The sequence below is a fragment of the Fulverythrobacter ferritrahens genome (genome assembly GCF_020539485.1).
Classification (GTDB): Bacteria; Pseudomonadota; Alphaproteobacteria; order Sphingomonadales; family Sphingomonadaceae; genus Andeanibacterium; species Andeanibacterium ferritrahens.
Genome location: NZ_JACDXU010000002.1, coordinates 783,351 through 805,540, shown reverse-complemented (window position 1 = coordinate 805,540; position 22,190 = coordinate 783,351). Strand labels below are relative to the sequence as shown.

Sequence of the window (22,190 nt, the reverse complement as noted above, 5' to 3'; positions counted from 1 at the left end):
CGCCCGTTTTTCCGGCTGGGTTGTCCTTTCCAGAACTCTTACGGAGCAAGACAAGGGGAGGCCGGATCTGCCGATGCGGGGAAAGAAAAACGGACGATCGGCGTACTGGAACGTCTGGTCTTCTTGCCCAGATGAATGTCATAATCGCGCGCAGCGTAAGGAGGAGGAGGGACTCCATCTCCGCGGTGATCCGATCGCCATCGGCACCCAGTGTTGCGACAGCCGGACACTTGGAAAAGCTGCCGTCTGACGGCCGCTTGGCGTGATTCACCGGCATTCGCGATGAGCGGAGGCAGTGATGGCAGGACAGCCCGGCTTCTTTGATCTTTCGGGCTCTGAGTGCGGGTGATCCGCTGGCGCCATTACCGGGGGTTGTGGACCTCTAAGTCTTTCCACGGACCGTGGGCGCAGGCGCTTCGTCGTAGTGTTCGCGGCAAGGGCGGCCAGGCACCGTTCGCCCCGGTTCTTATGCTCAAGATCCTGATGCTTCGGCGCTCTACTCGCTATCGGACGAAGTAACCGAGTTCCAGCGGCACGAGGCGGCCAACTCATCTGTTAGCGTCCTCATAGATGCCAGAATAAATCGAATCAGCTGCGCCTTGGCCCACCCCCTTAATTCCCTCAGCAATGCCGCCCATAATGCCGTAACGCATCCCGAACTGGCTGATGCTGCCGTTGCTCATCCGAGTTTGCAGGCCCTTGTAAATTGAGAGGCTGCTGTTTCTGCCAGCATTCAATCCATTGATCCGCACGTCACCCACGCCTCCAGAGCTCGCGGCACCAATAAATGATGAGATAACGATACTCTCTTCATCTATATTTGATATATTACCTAGCTTCAGATTAATGTATTGACCAAATGCCTCTCCACCGCCAGATAATACACCGCCTGTAAGAGTGTCATTCACTAAAGCTGGAGTCCCACCAGCACCCAAGACCTTCAATCCAGTCCCGCCGATTCCACCGCTCAGCATGGAGCCGACATAGCCGCCCGTTGTATGCTCAAGCCCGAATACCTCGTTCTTGGCGTATTCGAACCCACCGCTCGTCAAGCTACCAACGGCAAAGCTCGTACCATAATAGGCCATGCCTCCGCCGCCCAAGGACACCGCATATGCCCCTGCAGCTGGAGCCGCAACAGCGCTTCCCGCTACCAGGGCGGGAGCACCAACGGCTACGAACAACAGCTTGTTTACCTCATCATCGGCGATGGAATTCCACCGGTGAATGAGAGCTTCGTTCAGATCGTAGCCCCTTACAATGTCTTTGTAATAGCTCTCACTATAGGACGTATGGATGCCATTCTCCACGTATCCGCCTTTGTAGATCTCATAAGCTCGCGCACGCCACCCCCTCAGTTCAATCAGTGATGCAGCGACTTCCATGCTGCCCACCGGTTGCGGGGTTAGGCCATCGGCGGTCAATGGTCCCTGCGGAAGCAACCCAGAGGAAATTGTTGCCTTATACTGATCTGCAAGATTCCGGACGATCCGCTGATGCTGTCGATTTGCTGCGTATTCTATCCCGCCCCGTTGTATATCAAACGAAATCAATATGGCTGTGATCTGAGGAAAATAATCGACATAATCAAAGATACTGGAACGCCTTGGCGTAACTACTATGTAGCCATTTTTGCTAACCTGCCCGCCATTGATATTGGCTGGGGGCTGCACGGTCGGTGGATCAATCGATTCGACAATATCCGCATGGCCACGTCCAGCGATCTCGCTAGCAACGAGACTCCCAAGAGTGCCACCGATCACATCGGGCAGCGCGGCTACGAAATTGTCGGCGAAGCTTTCTCCCTTAATGGCTGAGCGTGTAGCAGCGCTCGCCAATTGGGTTGCAGCGCTTGTTCCAAATTGGCGCCCGATATTGCTGAGACTGGCGTTGTCCCGGAGAGACGGGAGCCCTCCACCCACCCAGTGGCCAACCCCGGCACCGACTCCGCCAGCCGCGACCCCGGCCCAATCGAAGTTGCTCTGCAGGCGTGTCGCCACAGCGATGCCCTGAGTGATCGCGTTTTGCGCGGCACCGCGGACCGCGGCATCCACAAGCCCGCTTTGGATGCCGATCTTGCCGGGCGTAAAGCTCTTGCCGACCGTTTCTCCGAACAAGCCCGTACCTTGCAATCCACCGCCAATGCCGCCCGCGATGGCCGCGAGGCCAACGGACTTCCAACTAAAACTGTCCTGAATTCCACTGATGACACCAACGGTCTGGCTGACGATAGAACCTGCCGCACCCGTAAGGACTCCGCCAACCACGCCCCCTACCACGCTGCTGGCAAAGGCCCCCTGGAAGAAGCCGATCATCTCCGGCCCCAACCAAACCGATATCCCAATCGCAATGGCAGCGAGCAGGATCTGCCCGAACATCCCGCAATTGTTCTTCTTCGGCGGCTTAGGTGTGCTGGGCGAAAGATCGCCGATCGCCTGCGCTGGATCGTAGGGACGGAAGCTGTCCGCCGTGTAGGTGTTGCGCAGAACCCCGGATGGGAGAGTGAGTTGCTGCCCAGCGATAAGGCTGCTGCCGCTCGACAGCCCGTTGACCTCGGCGATCTTGTACCACAGCGAGGCATCGCCATAGAGCTTCTGCGCGATCGACTGCAGTGTGTCGCCAGCCTTGACGGTCCAGCTTCCTGCAACGCTGCCTTGTTCGTGCAGATTGATGGGGTCCAGCGCCTGGGCAAAGCCGATGCTTGACTGGGGGTTGGTCGATCCGCCGCGGAACGTGCCGGGCCCGCCCGCCGCCTGCTGCTGGGCAAGCGACGTCAGCAGGGTCGGGTTTGTCCCTCCATTATTGCCAACATAGCCGATCTCCCGGTCGCCCAGGCGATACCACAGCTCGTGTGGACTGCCGGTCTGCGCGGCCGGCGCACTGCTCGACCTGGTCTCGTCACGCCGGATGATCTGGCCGACCTCATCAAGCGTGAAATAGACGTCGCGCGGCTGGCCATCGGCAATGTGTGCGTTGATCAGCTGGCCAAGACCATTGTAATTGAAAGTAGTCGTCCAGTTCTTGCTATCTTCAACATATTGGATGGTTTTCTGCACCGCGCCATCCCACCATTCGAACGTGTTCGTAGTGGTTGAGCTTGTTGCAGACTGACCGTTTACGCTGTTGCTGCCGGTGGAAGAGGTAACCGCACCGAGCGCATAGCTGGAGCCAGAACCATAATAGTTAGTGACCGACTGAGTGTAGGTTTTACCATCGTCTTTCTTCGTCGAAATAAAGGTCGCCTCAATCCGGCCGTTCTCGGAATTATAATTGGTGCTGGCGTTGTGAACGACAGTCGTCCCATCGCTTCCATAGGTGTTTTGTCCGGTTTGCCGACCGAGCGCATCGTATGAGAAAGCCGCACGGCGTACTTCCCCCGTAGAGACGACGAAGTCCTGAGCCGGGGGCGTGGGCTCATTGCGTGTCGCGGCATCAATGCCGGCCACCATATAGGCATATTCGCTGAGAGCGTGCCCTGCGACATTGATCTTGCTCAGGCGGCCAGCGCCATCATATTCATATCGCTCTGTTTCGGCCGCCGTATAAGTAACCAGCCCACCTCCGAAATCACCATAAGGCTGCACGGAAGCGGGCTGGAGATAATGTTCATAATATAGATTATTTGAAACGGAAGTTCTCTGGCCTGCCTTGTTATAAGTTATAGCCTGCGAGGGATCTCCAACGAAATCCTTGCTCACCGGTGTGCCCAGGATGATCTGCCCACCGCTGAGATCGCCATTATTGATCACCACCCGGTTCATGGAATCATAGCGATACCAAGCCGTCCGTGTGACATCGCCAGTATTGAAGCCTCCCTCCGCGTTCATGTAGCGATAGGTGGAGCTCTTCATCATCACATTGCCGTTAGCGTCATAGCCGAATACGACGCTGGCCTTCGGCTGGACGCTGGTCGGTCGCATTGTGTCGGAAGTCAGGCGGCCAAGCGCATCATAGGTTGCGGTGTGATCCTTCCACACCACCGTCGTGCCGCCACTCTTGAGCTCGCCATATTCGGTCAGCCGATTGCCGGCCTCGTCATAGGTGTAGACGGCGCTTTGGGTGGCTGTGCTCGAGAAATCCTGTTTCGTCGCGGTACTGCCGCTGCCGCTCGCGCTGGTGTAATAGGTCCAGTTCGGGGCGGTGGTGAATGCCTTGTGGACCTGCCCGGTGTTGTAATATTCGTAATTGTAGCTGGTCGATCCGATCTGCGACTTGGTCAGGCGCCCCGCCAGATCATAGGTGTAGCTGGTTTCGTGGTCGCCCAGATCCTTCTTGTAGGTAGCCCGGCCAAAGATATCGGTCTTTTCAGTGAGCGTCTTTGAGTTGGCATAGGTGGTGACCTTGCTCCAGCCGCCCGGTGCCGTGTAACCGATCCCGCCCGCAGCAATGGCTATATCCCAGCTGTAAGCGTAGGTCGTGACGTCGCCGCCGAAGGCCCGTGTCGAAACAACCCGACCCTGCAGATCGTAATCGGTCGTTTCTATGTTGCCGTTCAGATAGCGACCGGTTCCCGTGTCATAGGTGCTATAGTGGCTATTGCCGTGCCTGATCTGCTGCCCCAGCAAATCATATGCATAGCTGTCGAAGAAGTCGTCGGTCGTATAAAGCGCCTGGGTTCCGGCGGAATATTTCTGGCGCAACTCCCTGCGTTCAATGAGGCGTCCGAGTTTGTCGAAAGTCTGATCGGTCTCAAGCCAGATATCGCCGGAGCTTGAACCGTTCCCGTCGAACAGCACATTCACTACGCGCGCATCGCCATGGATATCATATCCGGTACGCGTTCTGCCGCCATCAGCACGAATTTCTTCAGTGACGAGCGCCTGGCTTCCGCCATAACCGGTTCCTGCGAGCAGGGTCAGGCGCGTGAGATTGCCTTTGTCGGCGAGCTTGGAAACGGCGGAGGCTGCATTTGCGCCGCCAGCCGCGTAGCTGCCATTGGCATCACGCTTGGCGACGAGGCGCCCCGCCACATCGTAATAGAAATCCTCGGCAGGCTTTACCCATTTGGTGGCGCCACTCTCGAGCGTGATCTTGACCGCCGGACCTTCCGAACGGATCATCCGCCCCATCGTGTTGTAGATATAGGTGATTTTGGCGTCAGCGGTGTTAGTCTCGCTCGCGACATCGCCGAAGGCATTATATGTCCGATAGGTGGTGAGCGCAGCTATAACCGAATTACCGGTATCGCTCTCCACATATTCGCGCCCTTCCTCGATGATACGGACCGCCAGATTACGACCATCATAAACGGTATAGGTCGCATTGACATTGGCATCGCCGATCAGCGCCCTCGCCTGGTTGAAGGTCTTGCCGCCCAGATCGGCGCCGGCGCTGATAATCGCGATGGTCTGGTTGCCGTTCTTGTCATAGCCGAAATATTTCCAGATCCCGTCACCGGAATTGGATGCCCACATCCGACCGGCCGCGTCATATTTGTTTTCCTGCTGCCACGCTCCGTTAATGCCGCTGCGCACAAGGTCACCGAAGGCGTTATATTCGGTCCTGCTGACGTCGCCCGGCTGCCAGGCATTATTGATCCATGCCGCGACCTTCTGTTCGACCACCCGGCCAAGTTCGTCATATTTTCTGAGTACCGCTTCAAGCGTGCCCTGTCCGCCCCCCGATCCGGCGCGGAAATACTGATCGCGGATTACATTGCCGCGATCGTCATAGAAATAGTGGTGAACATTCCCCTCGGCATCGGTGACCGTATCGAGCAGGCCGCCCGCTCCATAGGTGTATTGGGTAACCCGTGCAGCGGTATCACCTAGGCCTGCCTGCGTCGTCTGTACCAGATCCCCCAGCGCATTATAGCCGTAGAGAATTTCCGGCGAGACCTGGTTGCCCTAGAAGTCGGTGAATTGCTGGCGCCGTTCTTTCCACAGCCGACCGGCAGCATCATAATAGTAACCGGTTGCATCGCCGGTTGCCTCTGTCTTCTTGATGACCTGGCCGAGCCCGTTATATTCATAATGGATCATTGCATCGACCGTCAGAACGCCATCGACGCCATTGAAAACGGCCACACCCAGCCGCTTTTCAGTCAGTCGATTTCCATTCTCGTCATAGGTGTAAAGCGTCACCCGATCTTCAGCATTGGGAAGAAGGACTGGAGGACTGGTTTTGACCGGCGTCCCGGTAAAGCGTGTTGCGAAACGCCGCTCGCTCGCCACATTACCATCCGCATCGTAGGACCAGCTGGTGAGATAACCTTCTCCGTCGACTTGCGCGATCTTGCGCCCCAACCCGTCATAATAGCTGAAAGTGCTGTTATTCTCCGGATCGGTCAGCTTCACCACATTGCCGAGATAATCGTACTCATGCTTGGTAACGAGCTCGGTAGTGGTCGCGTTGCTCCATGAGGAGCCGTTCCAGACGCCGGTCTTGTAACCGCTCGGCAGCAGGACCTTGCTGCTGGTCATCTGCCCCAAGCTGTCATACTCGAAGCCGGTCTGGCGGACGCTCCCGACGGGTCCAGGTGCCAGCGTGTCAGCCCCGCCATCCGCAGGCTGCGTACCGTTCCCTTCATAGACGGAAATGGTCTTCACATTGCCATTAGAGTCATATGTATAGACAGTGTGGGCACCAACCGCGTTGATCTCGTGAGTCTTGCGATTGAGTTTATCGTAGAAAAACACCGTGCGATTGCCGGCAGCGTCCACCGTTCTCGTCACATTGCCGTTGGCATCGTAGGCGACATATTCCGTCGGCGAGAAATTCCCGTTGAGCGCGACATGCCCGTTCTGATCGAGCACCGTGCGCGCATCGCCGATAGTCTGGGTCAACCGGCTGAGCTTGTTGTAAACGTAATCGGTCGTGCGCGCCTCGGCGAAACCCGCCGCTTCTATCTTGCGCCTGACGTTGCCGAGCCCGTCATATTCATATTCAGTCCTGCCCGAGCTTGCGGGACGAGTTTCGCTCAGCAAAAGCCCGCGCTTGTCATAGGTGTAGCCGGTCGTGCCACCTGCGCTGGCCTTGTTCGCCGTGTTGGACTTGGCGATCGAGGCCACCTGCCGGCCGAACGCATCGTAGGTATGCAGCTCTGAAAAGCCCTCGGCATCGGTCGACCTGGTCAGCTTGCCGCGATTGTCGTATTCAAGACTGGTCGTTGCCGCATCACCGAGCTGGCCCAATGCGAATGACGGCAGCGGCGTCGTTCCGTTGAACTGGGCGGCCTGCAATTGCTGCAGGTTGGCCAGTGCCGCATTGGCAGTATTCTGCGCGGTATTTGCCTGAGCCTGGGCGCTGTTCGCTGCTGCCTGCGACTGGTTGGCAGCGGCCAGTGCGGCGCTGGCAGAAGCCTCTGCATTGTCGGCAAGCCCGTCAGCGGTGACATAGGCCACCATGGCATTGCTGGCAGCCGTTTGAGCAGCAGAAACCTGCTGGTTGAGGCTGTCGTAAGTCGCCGTGATAGAAGTTCCGAACGACGGCAGATAATCCCCAGGCGAGTAATTGGCCTGATTGTTCAGAACGGCATTGGCAGCGTTGTAGTCGGCCCACGCCTGATCGACCTGGGATTGATAAGCTTGCGCAACTGGCCCGATATTGGGGTTGGCCAATTGCTCCGGTGTAAGGCTGTTATACCAGGTTTCCATTTCCTGCTGAGCGTTGAGCGCATTCTGATGCAGGTTTGGCAGCAGGGCCGCGAGCTGAACGAAATAGTCCTGGAAAGCCGCATTGATCTGCGGAGCAAGATTGGCCGCCTTTGTATTTGCCTCTTGCTGCAGGGTGTTCGCCGTACTCAGCTTCGTATTCGCAGTGGCACGAAGCGATTGGGCGATGTTAGCAAGAGAAAGATAGGTCGCATGGTCGGTCGCGGCTTGCGCGGCGCGAGTGCCAGCTAGAGCCGCAAGGTCATCGGCAGCCTTCTGGAGCGAAGCAACATTTGCGGAGGCTTCCTGGATCTCGCCGGTCTGGCCACCATAGGAACCGTAAATGCTCAGCTCATAACGGCTGAACGTGACCCGTTGCCCGAACGCGTCATAAGCCGAAGTCTCGACATAGCCTTCCGCATCGATCCGCTGCGTCACGCGGCCAAGCTTGTCATAGGAATTGTAGGTCGCCGACTTGGCACCCAATTGAGACAGATCGAAAAGCTCGAAATTATCGAGGATTCCGTCAGCCGACCCGGCCTGCGCCGCCGCATAGGCGGCATCGGCCTTCGTCTGCGCCACATTCGCATCGTGACGCAGCTGGTCCGCAACTTCCTGCGCTGCGTCGGCATCGGCCCGCGCCTCCGCTGCGGCGGCGTAAGCGATCTCTATAGCCGCCGGGTCGGCGATCGAAGCGTCGAGCTGCTGGGCGCTGGCCAGCGCGGCATCGGCGACGACTTGCGCGGCATCGGCATCTTCCTGTGCCTCAACAGCATCGGAAGCCGCCTGATCTGCCGTGGCCTGCGCGGCCATGACCTCGGCCAGATCGGCATCGGCGTCGGCCTGGGCCGCATCGGCAAGACCCTGCGCCGCAACTGCGTCGGCAGCGGCCTGGTCCGCCGTCGCCTGCACCGCATCGGCAGCTGCCCGAGCCGCGTCATAGGCGTCCTGTGCGGCTTGCAGTTCCTGCGGGCTGGTTTCAAATTCCGCCGCCAGCTGATCGGCATAGGCAAGCGCCGCGTCAGCATCTAGCTGGGCCTGATCGGCATCGGCGCGCAACTGGCTAGCCGCGGCAATCGCCGCGGTGAGCGCGGCCTGTGCGGCGGTATTTGCGTTATGCGCAGCGATTGCGGCGGTCTGGGCCTGGGCAAGATCAGCCAGCAACGCATCGTAAGCCGGATCACTGCCGCCAAGTGGTTCACCAACTGCTGCTGCGACATCAAAATAGGCATTGATGACTATGCCCGCACGATAGGTCGAAGTCTGCGTAGTGGTTCCGGATATTCCGGAAGGAACAAAGGACGTGTTGTTCCTGCCGCTCGAGTAGAAGCTGTTGATTGCGGATGTGTTGGTCGGCCAGCCGGTCGAGTAGGTGTTGTGGGTGATGTCGTAAATGGCAGCACGCACCTGCACCCACAGCAGTTTCAGCTTGTTGGTCGTTTGCGTCGGATTGGCACCCAAACCTGAAATACCGGCATAGCCATCTATCCAGTTCTTGAGATCCTGTTCACGTGCGGCGAGCCAGGTAAGCCTGTCGGCCAGTGCCGCCGAACGGTCAGCACCAAGATTGTTCGCCCGCCAGGTCAGATTGGCGTAATATTCATTAATATAAGCGGCACGATATGTACCATTGAGATCGTCGACATAGTTTTCTTCTGTCGAATAGACCGAACCGTAATTTCGGAGTTCTGACAACAGGAGGCCGCTGGTCCCGTTGTCCAGAATTCCTGTTATGTCATCCGCGTTATTGAGCCAATTACCGCGCGCATTGATCCAGCTGCTCACCCCTGCAAGGGCCGCCGTACGTTCTGCCTCGAAACTGACCGCGCCGCCGCCGCTATAATTCGCCACCTGACCCTGGAGATCATTGACCAGTGCATCGGCGGCCGCAGCCGCGGCCGCGGCGGAATTGGCGTCGGCCTGCTTCTGGGACCGAACTGTCTCGGCAGCATCGGCCTGAGCATCAAGCGCAGTGGCATTCTGCTGGGCCTGCGTAGCCACGTCATAGGCGGCCTGGACTTCAGGATTGCCACCCGATGCCAGCAGATCCGCATTAGCTAGCGCCTGATCGGCATCGGCCTGCGCCGTATCGGCAGCCGCTTGTGCGGAAGCGGCAGTCGCGGCGGCATCATTGGCCGTGGATTGCGCTGCGTTGGCGGCGTTCTGGGCCTGAGTTGCGGCGGTGTTGGCGGTCTGCAACGCGGTGTTGGCGGTTACCACCGCGGCATCAGCGGCATTCTTGGCGTTGAGCGCGGTGGTTTTCGCGGCTGCCTTCTGGTTGGAAAGCGTCACCGCATTATTCATCGCAGTCTGAGCACTTGCCTTTTGCGACTGGCGGGTGGCCAAGGTCGCTACGGCGGCATCGTAATTTGCCTGAAGTGTCTGATAGTCGCTGATCTGCTGCGCGGTGAAACCGCGGTAGGTATTTATATAGGATTTGCCAGAGGCACTCAGAGGATTGCCTGTCTGCAAACTTGCAATCTCGTTGTCGACGGCACTTTTCGCGGAACTGTAGGCCTGCTGCTGGTCGAGCAAAGGCTGAATATACTGAAGATAATAGTAATATTGACCTTCAGGAGGCAGGGATGACATTGAGGCGGTTGCCACAGTGATCTGTGCCTGGAGATCATTGACCGTCGCCTGGAGGGAACTGGAATATGCCTGCAGCGGCGGGATCGGGTTGGTATAGGCCTGCTTGACCGCATTGGCCGAAAGCTGGTTTGCGAGATTATTGACGGTGGTTTGCTGACTGGTGACGGCCGCAGCCGCATTATTGTAGGCCGTGGTCGCAGCGTTGGCTGCGGCCAGGGCATCTGCGGCCTGCTGCGAGGCGGTATTATATGCGGCCAGCGCGCTGGCGGCGGCGGTAACGGCATTGTCGTAAGCCGTCTGCTTCTGAGCCGCCGTGGTCGCCGCGGCCGCTGCTGCATTCTGAGCGGAAACCGCGGCGGCCTGGGCTGAGGCTGCGCTGGCCGCTTCCTGATCGGCCGACGCCTGCAGGCTTTCAGCCGCAGTCTGCAGCGCGGCGGCGGCGTCATAGGCCGCCTGGACTTCCGCCGGATCGGGCCCCTGAAGCGCCTGGAGATGATCCAGAGCGGCATCCGCAGCAGCCTGGGCCGCATCGGCGTCCATCTGCGCCTGTGCCGCAACGGCGGCAGCCTGATCCGCGGCGGCCTGAAGTGCGTCGGCATTGGCCTGCGAGGCGTTCGCGGCGTTCTGGAACGGAGAGACTGCCGCAGTGGCGACGGTGGCAGCGGCTGCGGCCTGGTCGGCGGCTGCTTGTGCAGCATCGGCCGCGGCCTGTGCCTGTGCAGCGGCGTCATAGGCCGCCTGGACATCGGCTGCGGTGGGAAGGTTCTGCGCATAGGCGAGCGCAGCAGCGGCCGCAGCCTGCGCCTGTGCGGCCGCCGCTTCCGCTGCGGTCGCCGGAGCGTCGAGCACATTGGCTGCCGCCTGCAACTGATTGTACAGAGCGAGCAGGTCGCCCGAGGGAGCAGCCATGTCCGCAGGATTGAGGATGGCGACCCCAGTCTCACCGGTGCCGGTTAGCGCCACGCTGAAGCGTGCCGTTTCCAGCGCCTCGTCGAAACGGTTGTAGCGCGTGACCGTAACATAGCCGTTCGCATCGCGCGTGGCGACGAGCCGCCCGAGATTGTCGTAATAGCTATAGGTTGCCTTGCCGAGCGGATCGGTTGCCTTCACCGCCTTGCCGAAGGTGTCATAGACGTAAGTGGTGACGCCGTTCAGGGCGTTAGTGGAGGTCAGCACCCGGCCCAGCTTGTCGTAAGTGAAGCTGGTGGTATTGCCGTTTGCGTCGGTTACGCTGGTCTGGTTGCCCAGCCCGTCATAGGTAAACTGAACCGAGATTGCCTCGGCCTCGCCATAGGCGAAGAACTGCCGTTTGACCCTTCCGGCGCCGTCATATTCGTAATGGGTGCGGACCTGATCCGCCGTCCCATCCGCCACATAGACATCGGTCAGCTGGCCAAGCGCGTTATAGGTATTGCGGGTAACATAGCCCTCGCCATCCGTAGTGGTGAGCACGCGGCCCGCGTCATCATACGTCTGGCTGACGGTAATGGCAGTGGCAGTCGGCGTTCCAGCGAGCAGCGGCACGAGTTGCCCGAGGGTGGTTGAATCGCTGACCGTAACCCTGGGGCCGCCATAGCGCGTGGTCGACAGCACGCGGCCGTCCTGATCGTAGGTGTAACCGGTGACGAAATTCTCGGCATCAAGGCTGTAGATCACTTCACCGCGCGCATCGTACCAGTTGCGGGTGACGCGATTGGCCGTATCATTGGCCTGGGCGGAATTCGCCGCCCAACTGTCCAGCGCCGAAAGCGTGACGCCCGAACTGTAGAGATTGTCGAACGCCACTACCTTGGTGACGCGCCCTGCCACATCATAAGAGAAGGCCGTCACCCCGCCTTCGGCATCCACCATATAGGCTTCGCGCCCGGCAGCATCGTAAACCGTCCTGCTTGTCCGGTCTGCGGCATTGGCCGTCACAGCGGCCTTCACCGCATCGAAGCTGCGATCGGGAAGTGCGCCGAGATCCAGTTCGGCAGCATAGGCAGTGGCGCTCACCAGCCGTCCGGCGGCATCGTAGCTGTACCCGACGACCCCGCCTTGCGCATTGATGGCAAAACGCACCAGCCCCTGACCATCGTAAACCGAGTAGCTGACCCGATCGACCGTCGAGCTCCCGGCAACGTAAGCCCGCAGAGTTTCGAAGGTTCCGTTGGCACGGTCGGCGGGTTTGGCGGGAGTAGCATAGGCGATTGTCTCGACCGCCAGACCGGCGGAATCGTAGATCGTCTCGGTGAGGTGGCCTTCGCCATCAAGCATGCCGACCTGCTGGCCAGCCGCATTGTAGAAGCTGCGCGCGACCACATCCCTGGCGTGGGCAGCAGGCAAGACCGGCGCGGCGGGCAAGGCTGTCCTGAGCGTGTTGAGCTGGGCCCCGGAAAGCGTGTTGTACCACGCGATGGACTTCACCAGCCGCCCGGAACTGTCATATTCGTTGGTAAGGGCGCCACCGTTATTATCGATCGCCTGGATCACCCGGCCGGCATCGTCATAGACGGTCCACGTCCACACATCGGCGAGACCGGACGCGGGGCGCAGGCTCGCGAAATCCGCTGTCGAGGCCGGGTTTTCGAAGGCAGCCTTGTTCGCGCCCGCCAGCGCGGTGGCATAGGCGATCGTCGCGGCGAGACGACCGGCTGCGTCATAGCGATATTCGGTTATTTCACCCCGCCCGTTCGCCGTCGCAACCTTGCGGCCGGCCTTGTCGTAATAGATGTAGTTCGAGCGTCCGCTGGCATTGGCGATCACACGCAGGCGCCCGGCGGCATCATACTCATAAGTTGCAGTGCCCGCCGTGGTGCCTGCCCCGCTCTCGGTCAGGCTGATCAATTCGCCCGCCTTGTTATAGACCGATGTCGTGGTCAGCCCCGCCGCAGTGGTTACCGTCGTGGTGGTGCCGCCGCCGATGAAGGTGATGGTCGTCGTCCCTCCATTCCTGTCGGTCGAGGAATAGAGCCTGCCCATCCCGTCATAGAGGAAGGTCTCGTGCGCCTCGCCCTCACGCCAGCTTTCCAGCAGATTGCCTGCCTGATCGTAAACATAATGGGCAGTAGTCACGCCCTCGCCGGTGAGCGGATTGCCCAAACTATCGGCAATTCCAAAAGCCTGGCTGAGGACCAGATTGCCGCGTGCATCATAGGTGTTCTCGGCAATTCGCACCGAGCTGCAATCGGCCAGCGAAGCGACCCAGGCCTCCATTTCTACGCTGCTGATCCCGGCCGCCCCGGTGGCATGGGAATGTTCGGCATAGGAGATCGTACGCACAAGCTGGCCAGCAGCGCTGTAGCGATATTCCGTGACCCGCCCCGCCGCATCGACCGTGAAACGCAGATGTCCTTCGGCATCATAGGCATATTGGGCATAATGGGTGACATTCGCCCCGCTCTCGTCCGAACCGACGCTCTTCTCGGTGATCAGGCGATTGTTCTCGTCATAGATGCGCGTGACAGTGCGGCCGGTCGGATCAGTGAGCAGCCTGGTGTTGCCATTCGCATCATAATCATACCGCGTGACCTTGCCGTTGCCGTCGGTCACTGTGTCGAGATTGCCATCGGCATCATAGGTGAACTGCACGGCCTGCCCGGAGGCGCCAGCCGTTGCGGGCGGGGCGGTGAGCTGCGTGAGGCGGTTCTGGCCATCATAATCCAGCCGGGCGACCTGCCCATCGGGCCCGGTGACTTCCGTATAGGTGGCCCCATAAGCGAGCGTGGTAAGCCGTGTGACGCCCGAACCCACCGTCTGCGTCAGCGTCAGAACGCGGCCCGCACCGTCATAGGTTACTGCCAGCAGCGCCCCGTCCGTCTGACTGATCGAAGCGATACGATTGGTCGTACCCTCGTAAGTGTAGGTGGTGACATAGCCATTGGCGTCGACCACCGAATTGTCGCCCGGAGTGAGATCGGTGGTGACACTCTCGAGCCGCCCCTGCCCGTCATAGCCGTAACGCACGCGGGTGAGCGTCTTGTCGGTCTGCGTGGCAAGATCGGTATAACCGGTGGCCACGACGGTGACCGCATTGCCGCTCCAGCCATATTGGGTCCAGCTTCCGTCAGCAGTGGTGACCTTGTCGAGCTTGTCAGAGCCCGCGACATAGGTGAAGGTCAGCGCATTGCCATCTGTATCCGCCGCCGAACGGATACGATATTCGCCGGAGGCCTGAGCCCCCTCGTAATATTCCTTCGCCTGGCTATCCCCGTCGGTCCAGACCCATTCGCCCCCTGATTTGATCAGCACATCGAAGGCGCCGGCACCGTCCTTGGTCACATAGGCGTTCCGGCCCGCATCCCAGCCATAAACGATCACCGAACCGTCTGCCGTCAGTCGGCTGATCGTGCTGCCGGCGGCATTCAATGTGCCTGTCAGGCCGAAGACCCTGCGCGTGGTGCTTTGTTGCCAGTGATCGCCATTGTCGCCGTCGGCGGCATCCTGCAGACTATTATAGGTCCGGGAGATCGTGGCGTCAGGCCCCCGACCGATCAGGAATTCGTCCTGATGGCTTATCAGCAGATTGCCACTCGCCGCGTTGACGGAGACGCTGTCGCCACTTCGCCCGAGCAGCGCGGAGCCCAGTTGCCCCGCTCCCCCCAGAAGATTGCCCGAACCCCGCGTGAAACCCGCACCAAGCCCAGTAAAAATCGCAACCATCGCACCCCTCGCCGGCAAGCAGCCTGTCCAAGCGCGAGGCGCATTTCTCACCCCGCTTGAAAGACTGATCCGGCGAAGCGGGAGGAAGTTTAGGGGCGATGGACAAATTTGAGCGGGGCGGTCGACGCCAGCATTGCGAACGAGGCCGCGGGATGGGCAGCGTCAGTCCGGCCGCGCATAGCAGCAATGGCAAGCGATAGCTGCCGGTCAGGTCAGCGAGCGCGCCGATGCTGTCGGCATCGATTTCACACCCCCCAGAAATTCTCTCACCAGGGAATTATGGGATCGTGCAGGGCGTGGCAATAACGGGGCGCATTTCAAGAGGTTCGCGCGAGCCGGTCCCCTAATGGGTCACGAGAGAGCACAGTTCGAACGGACTGGTAACCTGCAGGCGGTGGTACGCACGGCGACGGTAGGTCAGCACCGAGGTCTTGGCGATGGCGAGGTCGATCGCCGTGGCCTCCACGCTCATTCCGATCGCGGCGCGCGCGCAGACCTGGCGTTCGCGCAAGGTGAGATCATCGAACCGGGCTGCGAAGCGATCTTCCAGCTGCGAAACTGTCAGTTGCGAGCCAGATGCCTGGCGCTGCCTGTTTAAGGGCAGCATCGGCAAAGCGAGCGAGGCGATGCCGACCAGCATCGACAATTCGTCATCCGAAAAGCAGCCGTTCTGCGAATGGCGCGCCACATTGATCACCCGCCATTCCCCGCCGCCGCGCTGAATCACCGATACCCGTTCGACGATCCCCGGCTCATCGTAAAACTGCCTGCGAAAGCTGGCCGAAGGAATATCCCGGGGGCGGACGCGCAATAACACCATGTCTCCATTCGACGGCGCGGCGCCATAGGCATCGCATACCGGATCAAGGCGCAGGTAACGGTCGGTATAGGCGGGTAACAGCCGGGTGAGACCGGGCTCGCAGAAATGATATTGCAAGCTGCTCTGATCGCGCCCCTGCGCCTCGAACAAATAAAGCCGGCGGGCCCCGGCTGTCGTGAACAGAATGCAATCGCGCACAGTGGAGCCGAATTCCTCTGTTCCAAGCGCATTGAGCAGCCTGTCATAGGCGCCCTGCAACGGGGGCGGCATCCGCCAATCGGTGATGGTCCTTATCTCGGCCACATCCAGTTCCCTTGCTCTGTTATTGCCGGGCGATCTGACGCCGCCCGGATAGGCTCACGATAGCTATTCTCGCATGTGCTGTCGCCGCTTCTGTCATCTTGAGAGAGGACAGAAGCGATCACCCTCGCCCTTGTAGCAGTCCGAGAGGACAGACCCCGATCCTATGTTCAGTCACCAAGGGGGAAATCACAAAAACGAGGAAAATCATGCTTCCCGGTAACAAGTTCATCATTACCGTCGCGCTCAATGGCGGCATGCAACAGGACCGCGACGGCGCTCTTGTACCCAAACAGCCGGCGGAGCTGGGTGAGGCTGCGGCGCGTTGCTGGGAAGCCGGGGCGGCGCTGGTCCATGTTCACGCCCGCGGGCCTGACGGAAAAAACAGCGGCGATACGGCGATCTATGCCGAGATCATTCGCGAGATTCGGGCCCGCTGCCCGGTGTTGATCCAGACCACCAATGGCATCGGCATCCGCCGCGATCCAAAAACGGGGGACTTCATCTGGCCAAGCGACGAGGAGCGGCTGGGCCTTCTCAACATCCAGCCCGCACCCGACCTGTACGGGGTCGCCGCAGGCTCGGCCGACTTTTATCACCCCGAAGGCGGCTATCTTAAGGAAACCCCTTATGTGAACTCGCCGGAATTCCTGAAACAGACGATCCAGGCAGTCTATGCGCGCGGGTCTGCCCTGGAATATGAAGTGGTCGAGGCCAGCGTCCTGCACCGGCTGCTGCGCTATGCCGAGGAAGGGCTGTTCGATCGCCACCGCGAAAATATCTGGCTGCTGCATGGCGGCGGCTTTGGTGCCGTACCGCCGATAGCCCGCAACCTGATGTTCAATGTGGAAGAAGGGCTGCGCTATTTCCCCCAGGCGATCTGGGGCATAACCTCCACCGGCAAGGAGATGTTCCCGATGATCACTCTGGGTCTGTCAATGGGATGCGATCTGGTGCGGGTGGGATTTGAGGACAGCATTTACCTGCCCGATGGCAGCGTAGCTCGCCATAATCACGAGATGGTGGAGGCAGCCGTAAAGATCGGCGCTCTTTTCGGGATGCAGCCTGCCAGCGTGGACGAGGCCCGGGCGCGCTTCGGAATCTGACGGGTGGAAACCGCCCCTATTGTCGTCGCCAGCCCCTTCCTGCTCGACCGGCGGGCGGAATGGGGCGAAGGCTGGTCGCCACGCCGGTTCTTGCGCGGGCGCCGGGCGGGAATCGTCGGGCTTGGGCGGATCGGCAGTGCCATCGCGAGGCGGCTCGCGGCACATGAAATGGAAGTGCGCTGGTGGGCGCCGTGTGCCCAGCACGATGCACCATGGCCGCGGATGGATAGCCTCCATGCGCTGGCCGAATGGAGCGATGCGCTGTTCATTGCCTGCCGTTCGGATTCGAACAATGCCGGACTGGTCGATGAGGGAGCCATCCGCGCACTGGGGCCAGGCGGAGTGCTGGTAAATGTTTCGCGGGGTACACTGGTGGACGAGACTGCGCTGCGCTCTTTCCTGAAAAACGGGCACCTCGGCGGCGCGGCCCTCGACGTGTTCGCGCGTGAACCGGTCGATCCCGCCAACTGGAACGGGATCAACAATGCAGTCCTGTCGCCGCATATGGCCGGATATACGCAGGAAGCAGGGCTCGCGATGTTCGGCCAACTGCGGGAGAATATCCGCCGCTTCCTGGCGGGCGAAGAGCTGCTTTCCCGCGAATAGCCTAGCTATCGAAACCTGGAGACGTCCGCTGCAACATCCGCACCAGCGCGTTCCATTCCCGGTCGATCCCACTTTCCTGATCGACCGCGCCGCGCATTCGGCTCACGCCCCGCCTGGGAATCTCTGCTGCGAACATGGCCCGAACCTGTTCCAGCGCAGTACCAATCCAGGCCGACCATCATTTGCGCGCAGTGACGCGAGCGCCGTCCTTCAAAGATGGTGAGGGGTTGAGCACCACTGCTTGTCCATTGGCGAGTCCGGACAGAACTTCGCCCCACTCGTCGTTGATCTGTCCAATCCGCACCGTGGTCGCCACTGCACGGCCGCCGGCCACAACATAGACGCGCCATTCGCCCTGCGAGTCCCGGAACAGCGCCCCGATGGGAACCCGCAAGGCATCGGGACGGCTCCAGACGATAATCGTCGCGTCCAGCTGATAGCCGTGGCCGAGCCGCTGCCCTTGCTCGGCAGCGGCCTCGTCGAAGGCGATGATGACATTGACCCGCTGTTCCTCGATGCCAAGCGCCGAGATCTTGAGCCGCCCGAACGGCTCGATCCGCTGCACGGTGCCGGTGAGCGGGCGCGGGCCGCCCCATTGTTCGATCCGGACGCGATCACCAGGTTTGACCCGTACCGCTTCGCGCGAGAGGAGGTCGATCACGACCTCGATCCGGCGCGGATCGCCCACCGTGACGAGGGGGGTTCCTTCCGCGATCGCCCCTTCGCTTTCGGTAATCAGGGATAGAACCGTGCCTCCAACCGGCGACCGGACGGGGACCGAGCTTCGTCCGGTCTGCCCGCGAGTGGGGGCGAGTTCCGCCATTATCCTGGCGGCTTCGGCGCGCGCCTGGGCAAGCGCGGCCTGGTTCATCGCGACCCGGGTCCGTATCGTTTCAAGTTGGGCGCGCGCCAGGAAGCCGCGCTCGGCCAATGCCTGCCCCCTCTCGAGATCGCGCTGGGCCTGACCAAGCGAGGCCGCGCTGCTGGCTTCGGCGGCGCGTGCCGCAGCCAGCGCCGCCCCCAGAGATTGCGTAGTACGCGGATCAAGAGGCGCCGCCGGGCGTCCGCTCATGGTCGTCACCAGCGTGCCGGATTTGACCCGATCGCCGGGCTCCAGCTCGATGCGGGAGAGATATCCCGTCACCGGGGCGGTGACCACGTAATATTCTTCGGCGCGGGTCACCCCATCGTCGGTGATGCCGACCTCCATCGGGCCCCTGCTTACCTTGCCGGTGTCGACGGCCGCCGCTCGCGGCCAGAACGCGACCGCCAGCCCTGCCAGCAGCAACAGGGCGATCAGGATGGACCAGCGCCAGCGGGCGAAAAACCGGCCGATCACTCGTGCGCCTTCAGCACTCGCACCATGTCGAGGTGCAGCACGCGCCGGGCGACGGTCGCGGCGGTGCCGAGCGTCGCGATGATGACGATGACCGCAGACCAGCCATAGCTGGCGGGCGCCGGCGCGAACGGCAAGCGGAACAGGTCGGAACTGAACATTGCCGTCATCAACTGAGCCAGCCAGTACCCCACGATGCATCCCAGCGGTATGGCAGCCGCGACCAGCAGGGCGAGTTCGCCCAGCAGCACGATGCCAACCTCGGCGCGATGATAACCCAGTACCCGCAGCGTGGCGAGTTCGTGGGCGCGTTCCGAAAACAGGATGCGGGCGCTGTTGTAGACCACCCCGACCGCTATGGCCGAGGAGAAGGCGATGTAGAACCCGAGCATGGTGTAGATATTGTCGTCGATCATCGCCTCGAACTTTGCCAGCGCCGCGTCGCGCTCGCTTACACCAAGGACGACGGGCATTCCCTTGAGCTGGCGCAATATGCGTTCCTTGGCGGCAGGATCGATCCGCATCAGCGCCGCACCCGCCGGAGTATCCTCGCGCGTCAGCCGCATCAGGGTAGCAGTGTTCGCATAGGCCCGCTCACCGATGAATTCATCGACGACGCGGGACACCGGCAAGGCCATACGGATGTGGCGGCCGCCAAGCTGCTCCACCTCCACCGGCTCGCCCGCGCGCAGGGCCAGCTTGTCGGCCAATTGGCGGCTGAGCATCACCCCGCCGGGCGGAACAGCGATTTCGCTGCCGTCGCTGTCGATCCGCGCGGTCAGCCTGGCCTCGGGCGAGACGCTTTCGATCGCCGTGCGGCGGCTGTGCGTGCCATTGCGCAGGATCACGGGAACGGCGCGCAGAGGCTCCACGCGCAAGACTCCCGGAATCTGCGCCAGGGCGCGAACGGCTGCCGTGTTGCGCGGCTCGGTGAAGGTCACGGTGAGATCCTGCCGCTGCGACCGGAAGAAGAATGAATCGAGCATGGTCCGGCTCGAATCAAGAAATTGCAGCGTCGCGAAGAGCAGCCCCATCGACAGCGCGATCCCCCCCGCCGTCACCGCCGAACGGCCGGGCCAGCGGGCGATGTGGCGCAGGATCATGTGGCCGATGGCAGACAGGCCGGCTGCGCGCCCGAGCTTTTCGGCAAGGCCGGCGCGGTAGGCCGGCGGCGGTGGCGGGGCCATGGCGACGGCGGGTGCAAGCCGGGCCACCGAGCGCATGCCGCCCAGCGCGCCCAGCGCCGCCGATCCGAACGCCAGGCCCGCCGCGCCCAGCAGGACGGCCGGAGCGATGCGATATTCGAGAAACGGGAAGCGGTAGTACTGCGCATAAAGCGCGGTCATCGAGCGGCCCATCAGTATGCCTGCAAGCGAGCCCAGCATTGCGCCGGCAAGGGCGATCACCAGCGCGAACTTCAGATAATGCGCGGCGATCGTCCGGTCCGTGTAACCGAAGGCCTTGAGCAGGCCGATCTGGGTGCGCTCGGTGCGGATCATCCGGCCCAGCACTACATAGACCAGCAGCGCGGCGACGAGCAGGAACACCGGGGGGATCACCCGCGTCATGGCGTTAAGCTGGGTCAGTTCGTTGTCGAGGAAGGCGTGGGAGAGATGGTCCTTGCGGCCGTAGGCCCCGGTCCCGCCGAACGGCACCAGCACGGCATCGACCCGGCGGATTACTTCCGCTTCCGAGGCGCCGTGGGCCAGCATGAGCGAAAGGCTGTTGATCGCACCGGTGCGATCGGTCGCGGCTTGCAGCGCCTGCTCGCCCATCCAGAGCACCCCGAAACGGCGATCGTCGGGGATGATCTCACCCGGTGCGAGGGCATAGATGAAATTGGGTGCAAGACCGATGCCGACGACCGACAGGCGCTGGCGCCGGCCGTAGATTTCCGCATCGAGACGGCTGCCGATCCCCAGCTCGTTGGCCTTGGCGAAGGCCTCGTCGATCACGACCTCGCCCGCTTGCCCCCGACGGGGCATATGCCCCGAGCGCATGACGACAAGGTTGAGCCGGTCGCGGCCGCGTTCGTCAACCGAGTTGATCAGCACCCGCACCGGGGCCGGCCGGTCAGGGAAGTCGAGCGTGGCGTATTGCTGGATGGTGCCTTGCGCTGCCGCCACCCCCGGGATGGCTCGAACCCGTTCCACCACACTGCGCGGCGCGCGGGTCATGTCGGCGAAGATGTCGGCAAAATGGTAGCGCGCATAATAGGCGTCGCGGGTCGCCGTAAGCGAATGGTGCACGCCCAGCGACAGCACGAAAGTCGCCGCGGCGGCGGCCAGTACCACGGCGATGGCCAGCGCCTGGCCGCGCATGTGCCAAAGGCTGCGCACCAGCTTGAGGTCGAGCGCGGTCACCAGGTGATGCCCGCCGGATCGACCGGCTCGGGGTTCGTCTCGATGCGGGAAATCCGCCCGTCGAGGAAATGGAACACGCGGTGCGCCATGGCGGCGATCCCGGCATTATGGGTGATGATCACCACCGTGGTGGCAAGCTCGCGGTTGGCGCGCGCCAGCGTTTCGAGCACACGCACACCGGTCTTGCTATCGAGCGCGCCGGTCGGCTCGTCGCACAGCAGCACCGAGGGGCGCTTGGCGATGGCCCGGGCGACGGCCACGCGCTGCTGCTCGCCGCCGGACAGCTGCGCCGGATAGTGGTCCCGGCGGTCGGCGAGGCCAACCATCTCCAGCGCCTCGTCGGGTGCCATGGGGGTTTCGGCAATGTCGGTGACCAGCCGGACGTTTTCCTCGGCGGTGAGGCTGGGGATCAGGTTGTAGAACTGGAAGATGAAGCCGACGTGGGTGCGCCTGAACTTTGTCAGTGCGCCCTCATCCGCCGCCACAAGGTCATGATCGATGTAGGACAGGCTTCCCGAACTCGGACGATCGAGCCCGCCGAGAATGTTGAGCAGGGTCGACTTGCCGCTGCCCGAGGGCCCTAGCAGGACCAGCACTTCGCCTTGTGCGATCTCGAGGTCGACGTCGCGCAGAGCATGAACCTCGGTCTCGCCGGTCCGGTAGACCTTGTTGAGCCCCGCCGCCCGAAAAGCCGGTGCCGATCCACTGCCACCTCCGGGAGCGCTGCCCACATCCTGCTCCTTCCTGAACAGCTTGGAAGGAGTAGGCCCTACGGGCGCAATTGCAATCCGGATGTTACCTTCGCGCCCGGCGATGATCCTGCAAACTTTGGTA

General features: G+C 61.4%; 8 protein-coding genes and 1 pseudogene. 3 read left to right on the top strand and 6 right to left on the bottom strand.

Translation table 11 applies throughout. From position 1 onward, the window contains the following. Positions 1-298: 298 nt before the first annotated feature. Positions 299-530: pseudogene (locus H0274_RS11895) on the top strand (IS5/IS1182 family transposase); the annotation flags it as partial. Positions 531-548: 18 nt separating this feature from the next. Here the strand turns inward: H0274_RS11895 and H0274_RS15660 are convergent. The 3 genes from H0274_RS15660 to H0274_RS15655 all read right to left on the bottom strand — a co-directional run bounded on the left by H0274_RS15660 (position 549) and on the right by H0274_RS15655 (position 15,948). After that, positions 549-5,564 (bottom strand): LysM peptidoglycan-binding domain-containing protein, encoded by a 5,016-nt coding sequence (locus H0274_RS15660; RefSeq protein WP_226795649.1) that lies wholly within the window; start codon positions 5,562-5,564, stop codon positions 549-551. 282 nt (positions 5,565-5,846) lie between these two features. Then, on the bottom strand, positions 5,847-14,825 hold the full coding sequence (locus H0274_RS11885) for an RHS repeat domain-containing protein (protein WP_226795648.1): 8,979 nt from the start codon (positions 14,823-14,825) through the stop codon (positions 5,847-5,849). A 343-nt stretch (positions 14,826-15,168) separates the two neighbouring features. After that, positions 15,169-15,948, bottom strand: coding sequence for a helix-turn-helix transcriptional regulator (locus H0274_RS15655; protein WP_226795647.1), 780 nt, complete (start codon positions 15,946-15,948; stop codon positions 15,169-15,171). Between the two features lie 206 nt (positions 15,949-16,154). Here H0274_RS15655 and H0274_RS11875 point away from each other — a divergent pair, with 206 nt between their 5' ends. Together H0274_RS11875 and H0274_RS11870 are read left to right on the top strand one after the other, a co-directional pair. Beyond that, a complete protein-coding gene (locus H0274_RS11875; protein WP_226795646.1) occupies positions 16,155-17,051 on the top strand; it encodes a beta-keto acid cleavage family enzyme in 897 nt (298 codons plus the stop codon). A 3-nt stretch (positions 17,052-17,054) separates the two neighbouring features. Next, positions 17,055-17,657: an NAD(P)-dependent oxidoreductase gene (locus tag H0274_RS11870; RefSeq protein ID WP_226795645.1), complete on the top strand. Its 603-nt coding sequence runs from the start codon at positions 17,055-17,057 to the stop codon at positions 17,655-17,657. A gap of 178 nt (positions 17,658-17,835) precedes the next feature. On the opposite strand, the gene H0274_RS11865 is transcribed toward H0274_RS11870, so the two are convergent. Genes H0274_RS11865 through H0274_RS11855 form a run of 3 tightly spaced genes read right to left on the bottom strand, consistent with a single transcriptional unit; the run spans position 17,836 to position 22,087 of the window. Beyond that, on the bottom strand, positions 17,836-18,996 hold the full coding sequence (locus tag H0274_RS11865; protein WP_226795644.1) for an efflux RND transporter periplasmic adaptor subunit: 1,161 nt from the start codon (positions 18,994-18,996) through the stop codon (positions 17,836-17,838). Beyond that, positions 18,993-21,356, bottom strand: a complete 2,364-nt coding sequence (locus tag H0274_RS11860) for an ABC transporter permease (RefSeq protein WP_226795643.1) — start codon at positions 21,354-21,356, stop codon at positions 18,993-18,995. Before H0274_RS11860 ends, H0274_RS11865 begins: the two co-directional genes overlap by 4 nt. Further along, positions 21,353-22,087 (bottom strand): ABC transporter ATP-binding protein, encoded by a 735-nt coding sequence (locus H0274_RS11855; protein ID WP_226795642.1) that lies wholly within the window; start codon positions 22,085-22,087, stop codon positions 21,353-21,355. Before H0274_RS11855 ends, H0274_RS11860 begins: the two co-directional genes overlap by 4 nt. Between the last annotated feature and the right edge of the window lie 103 nt (positions 22,088-22,190).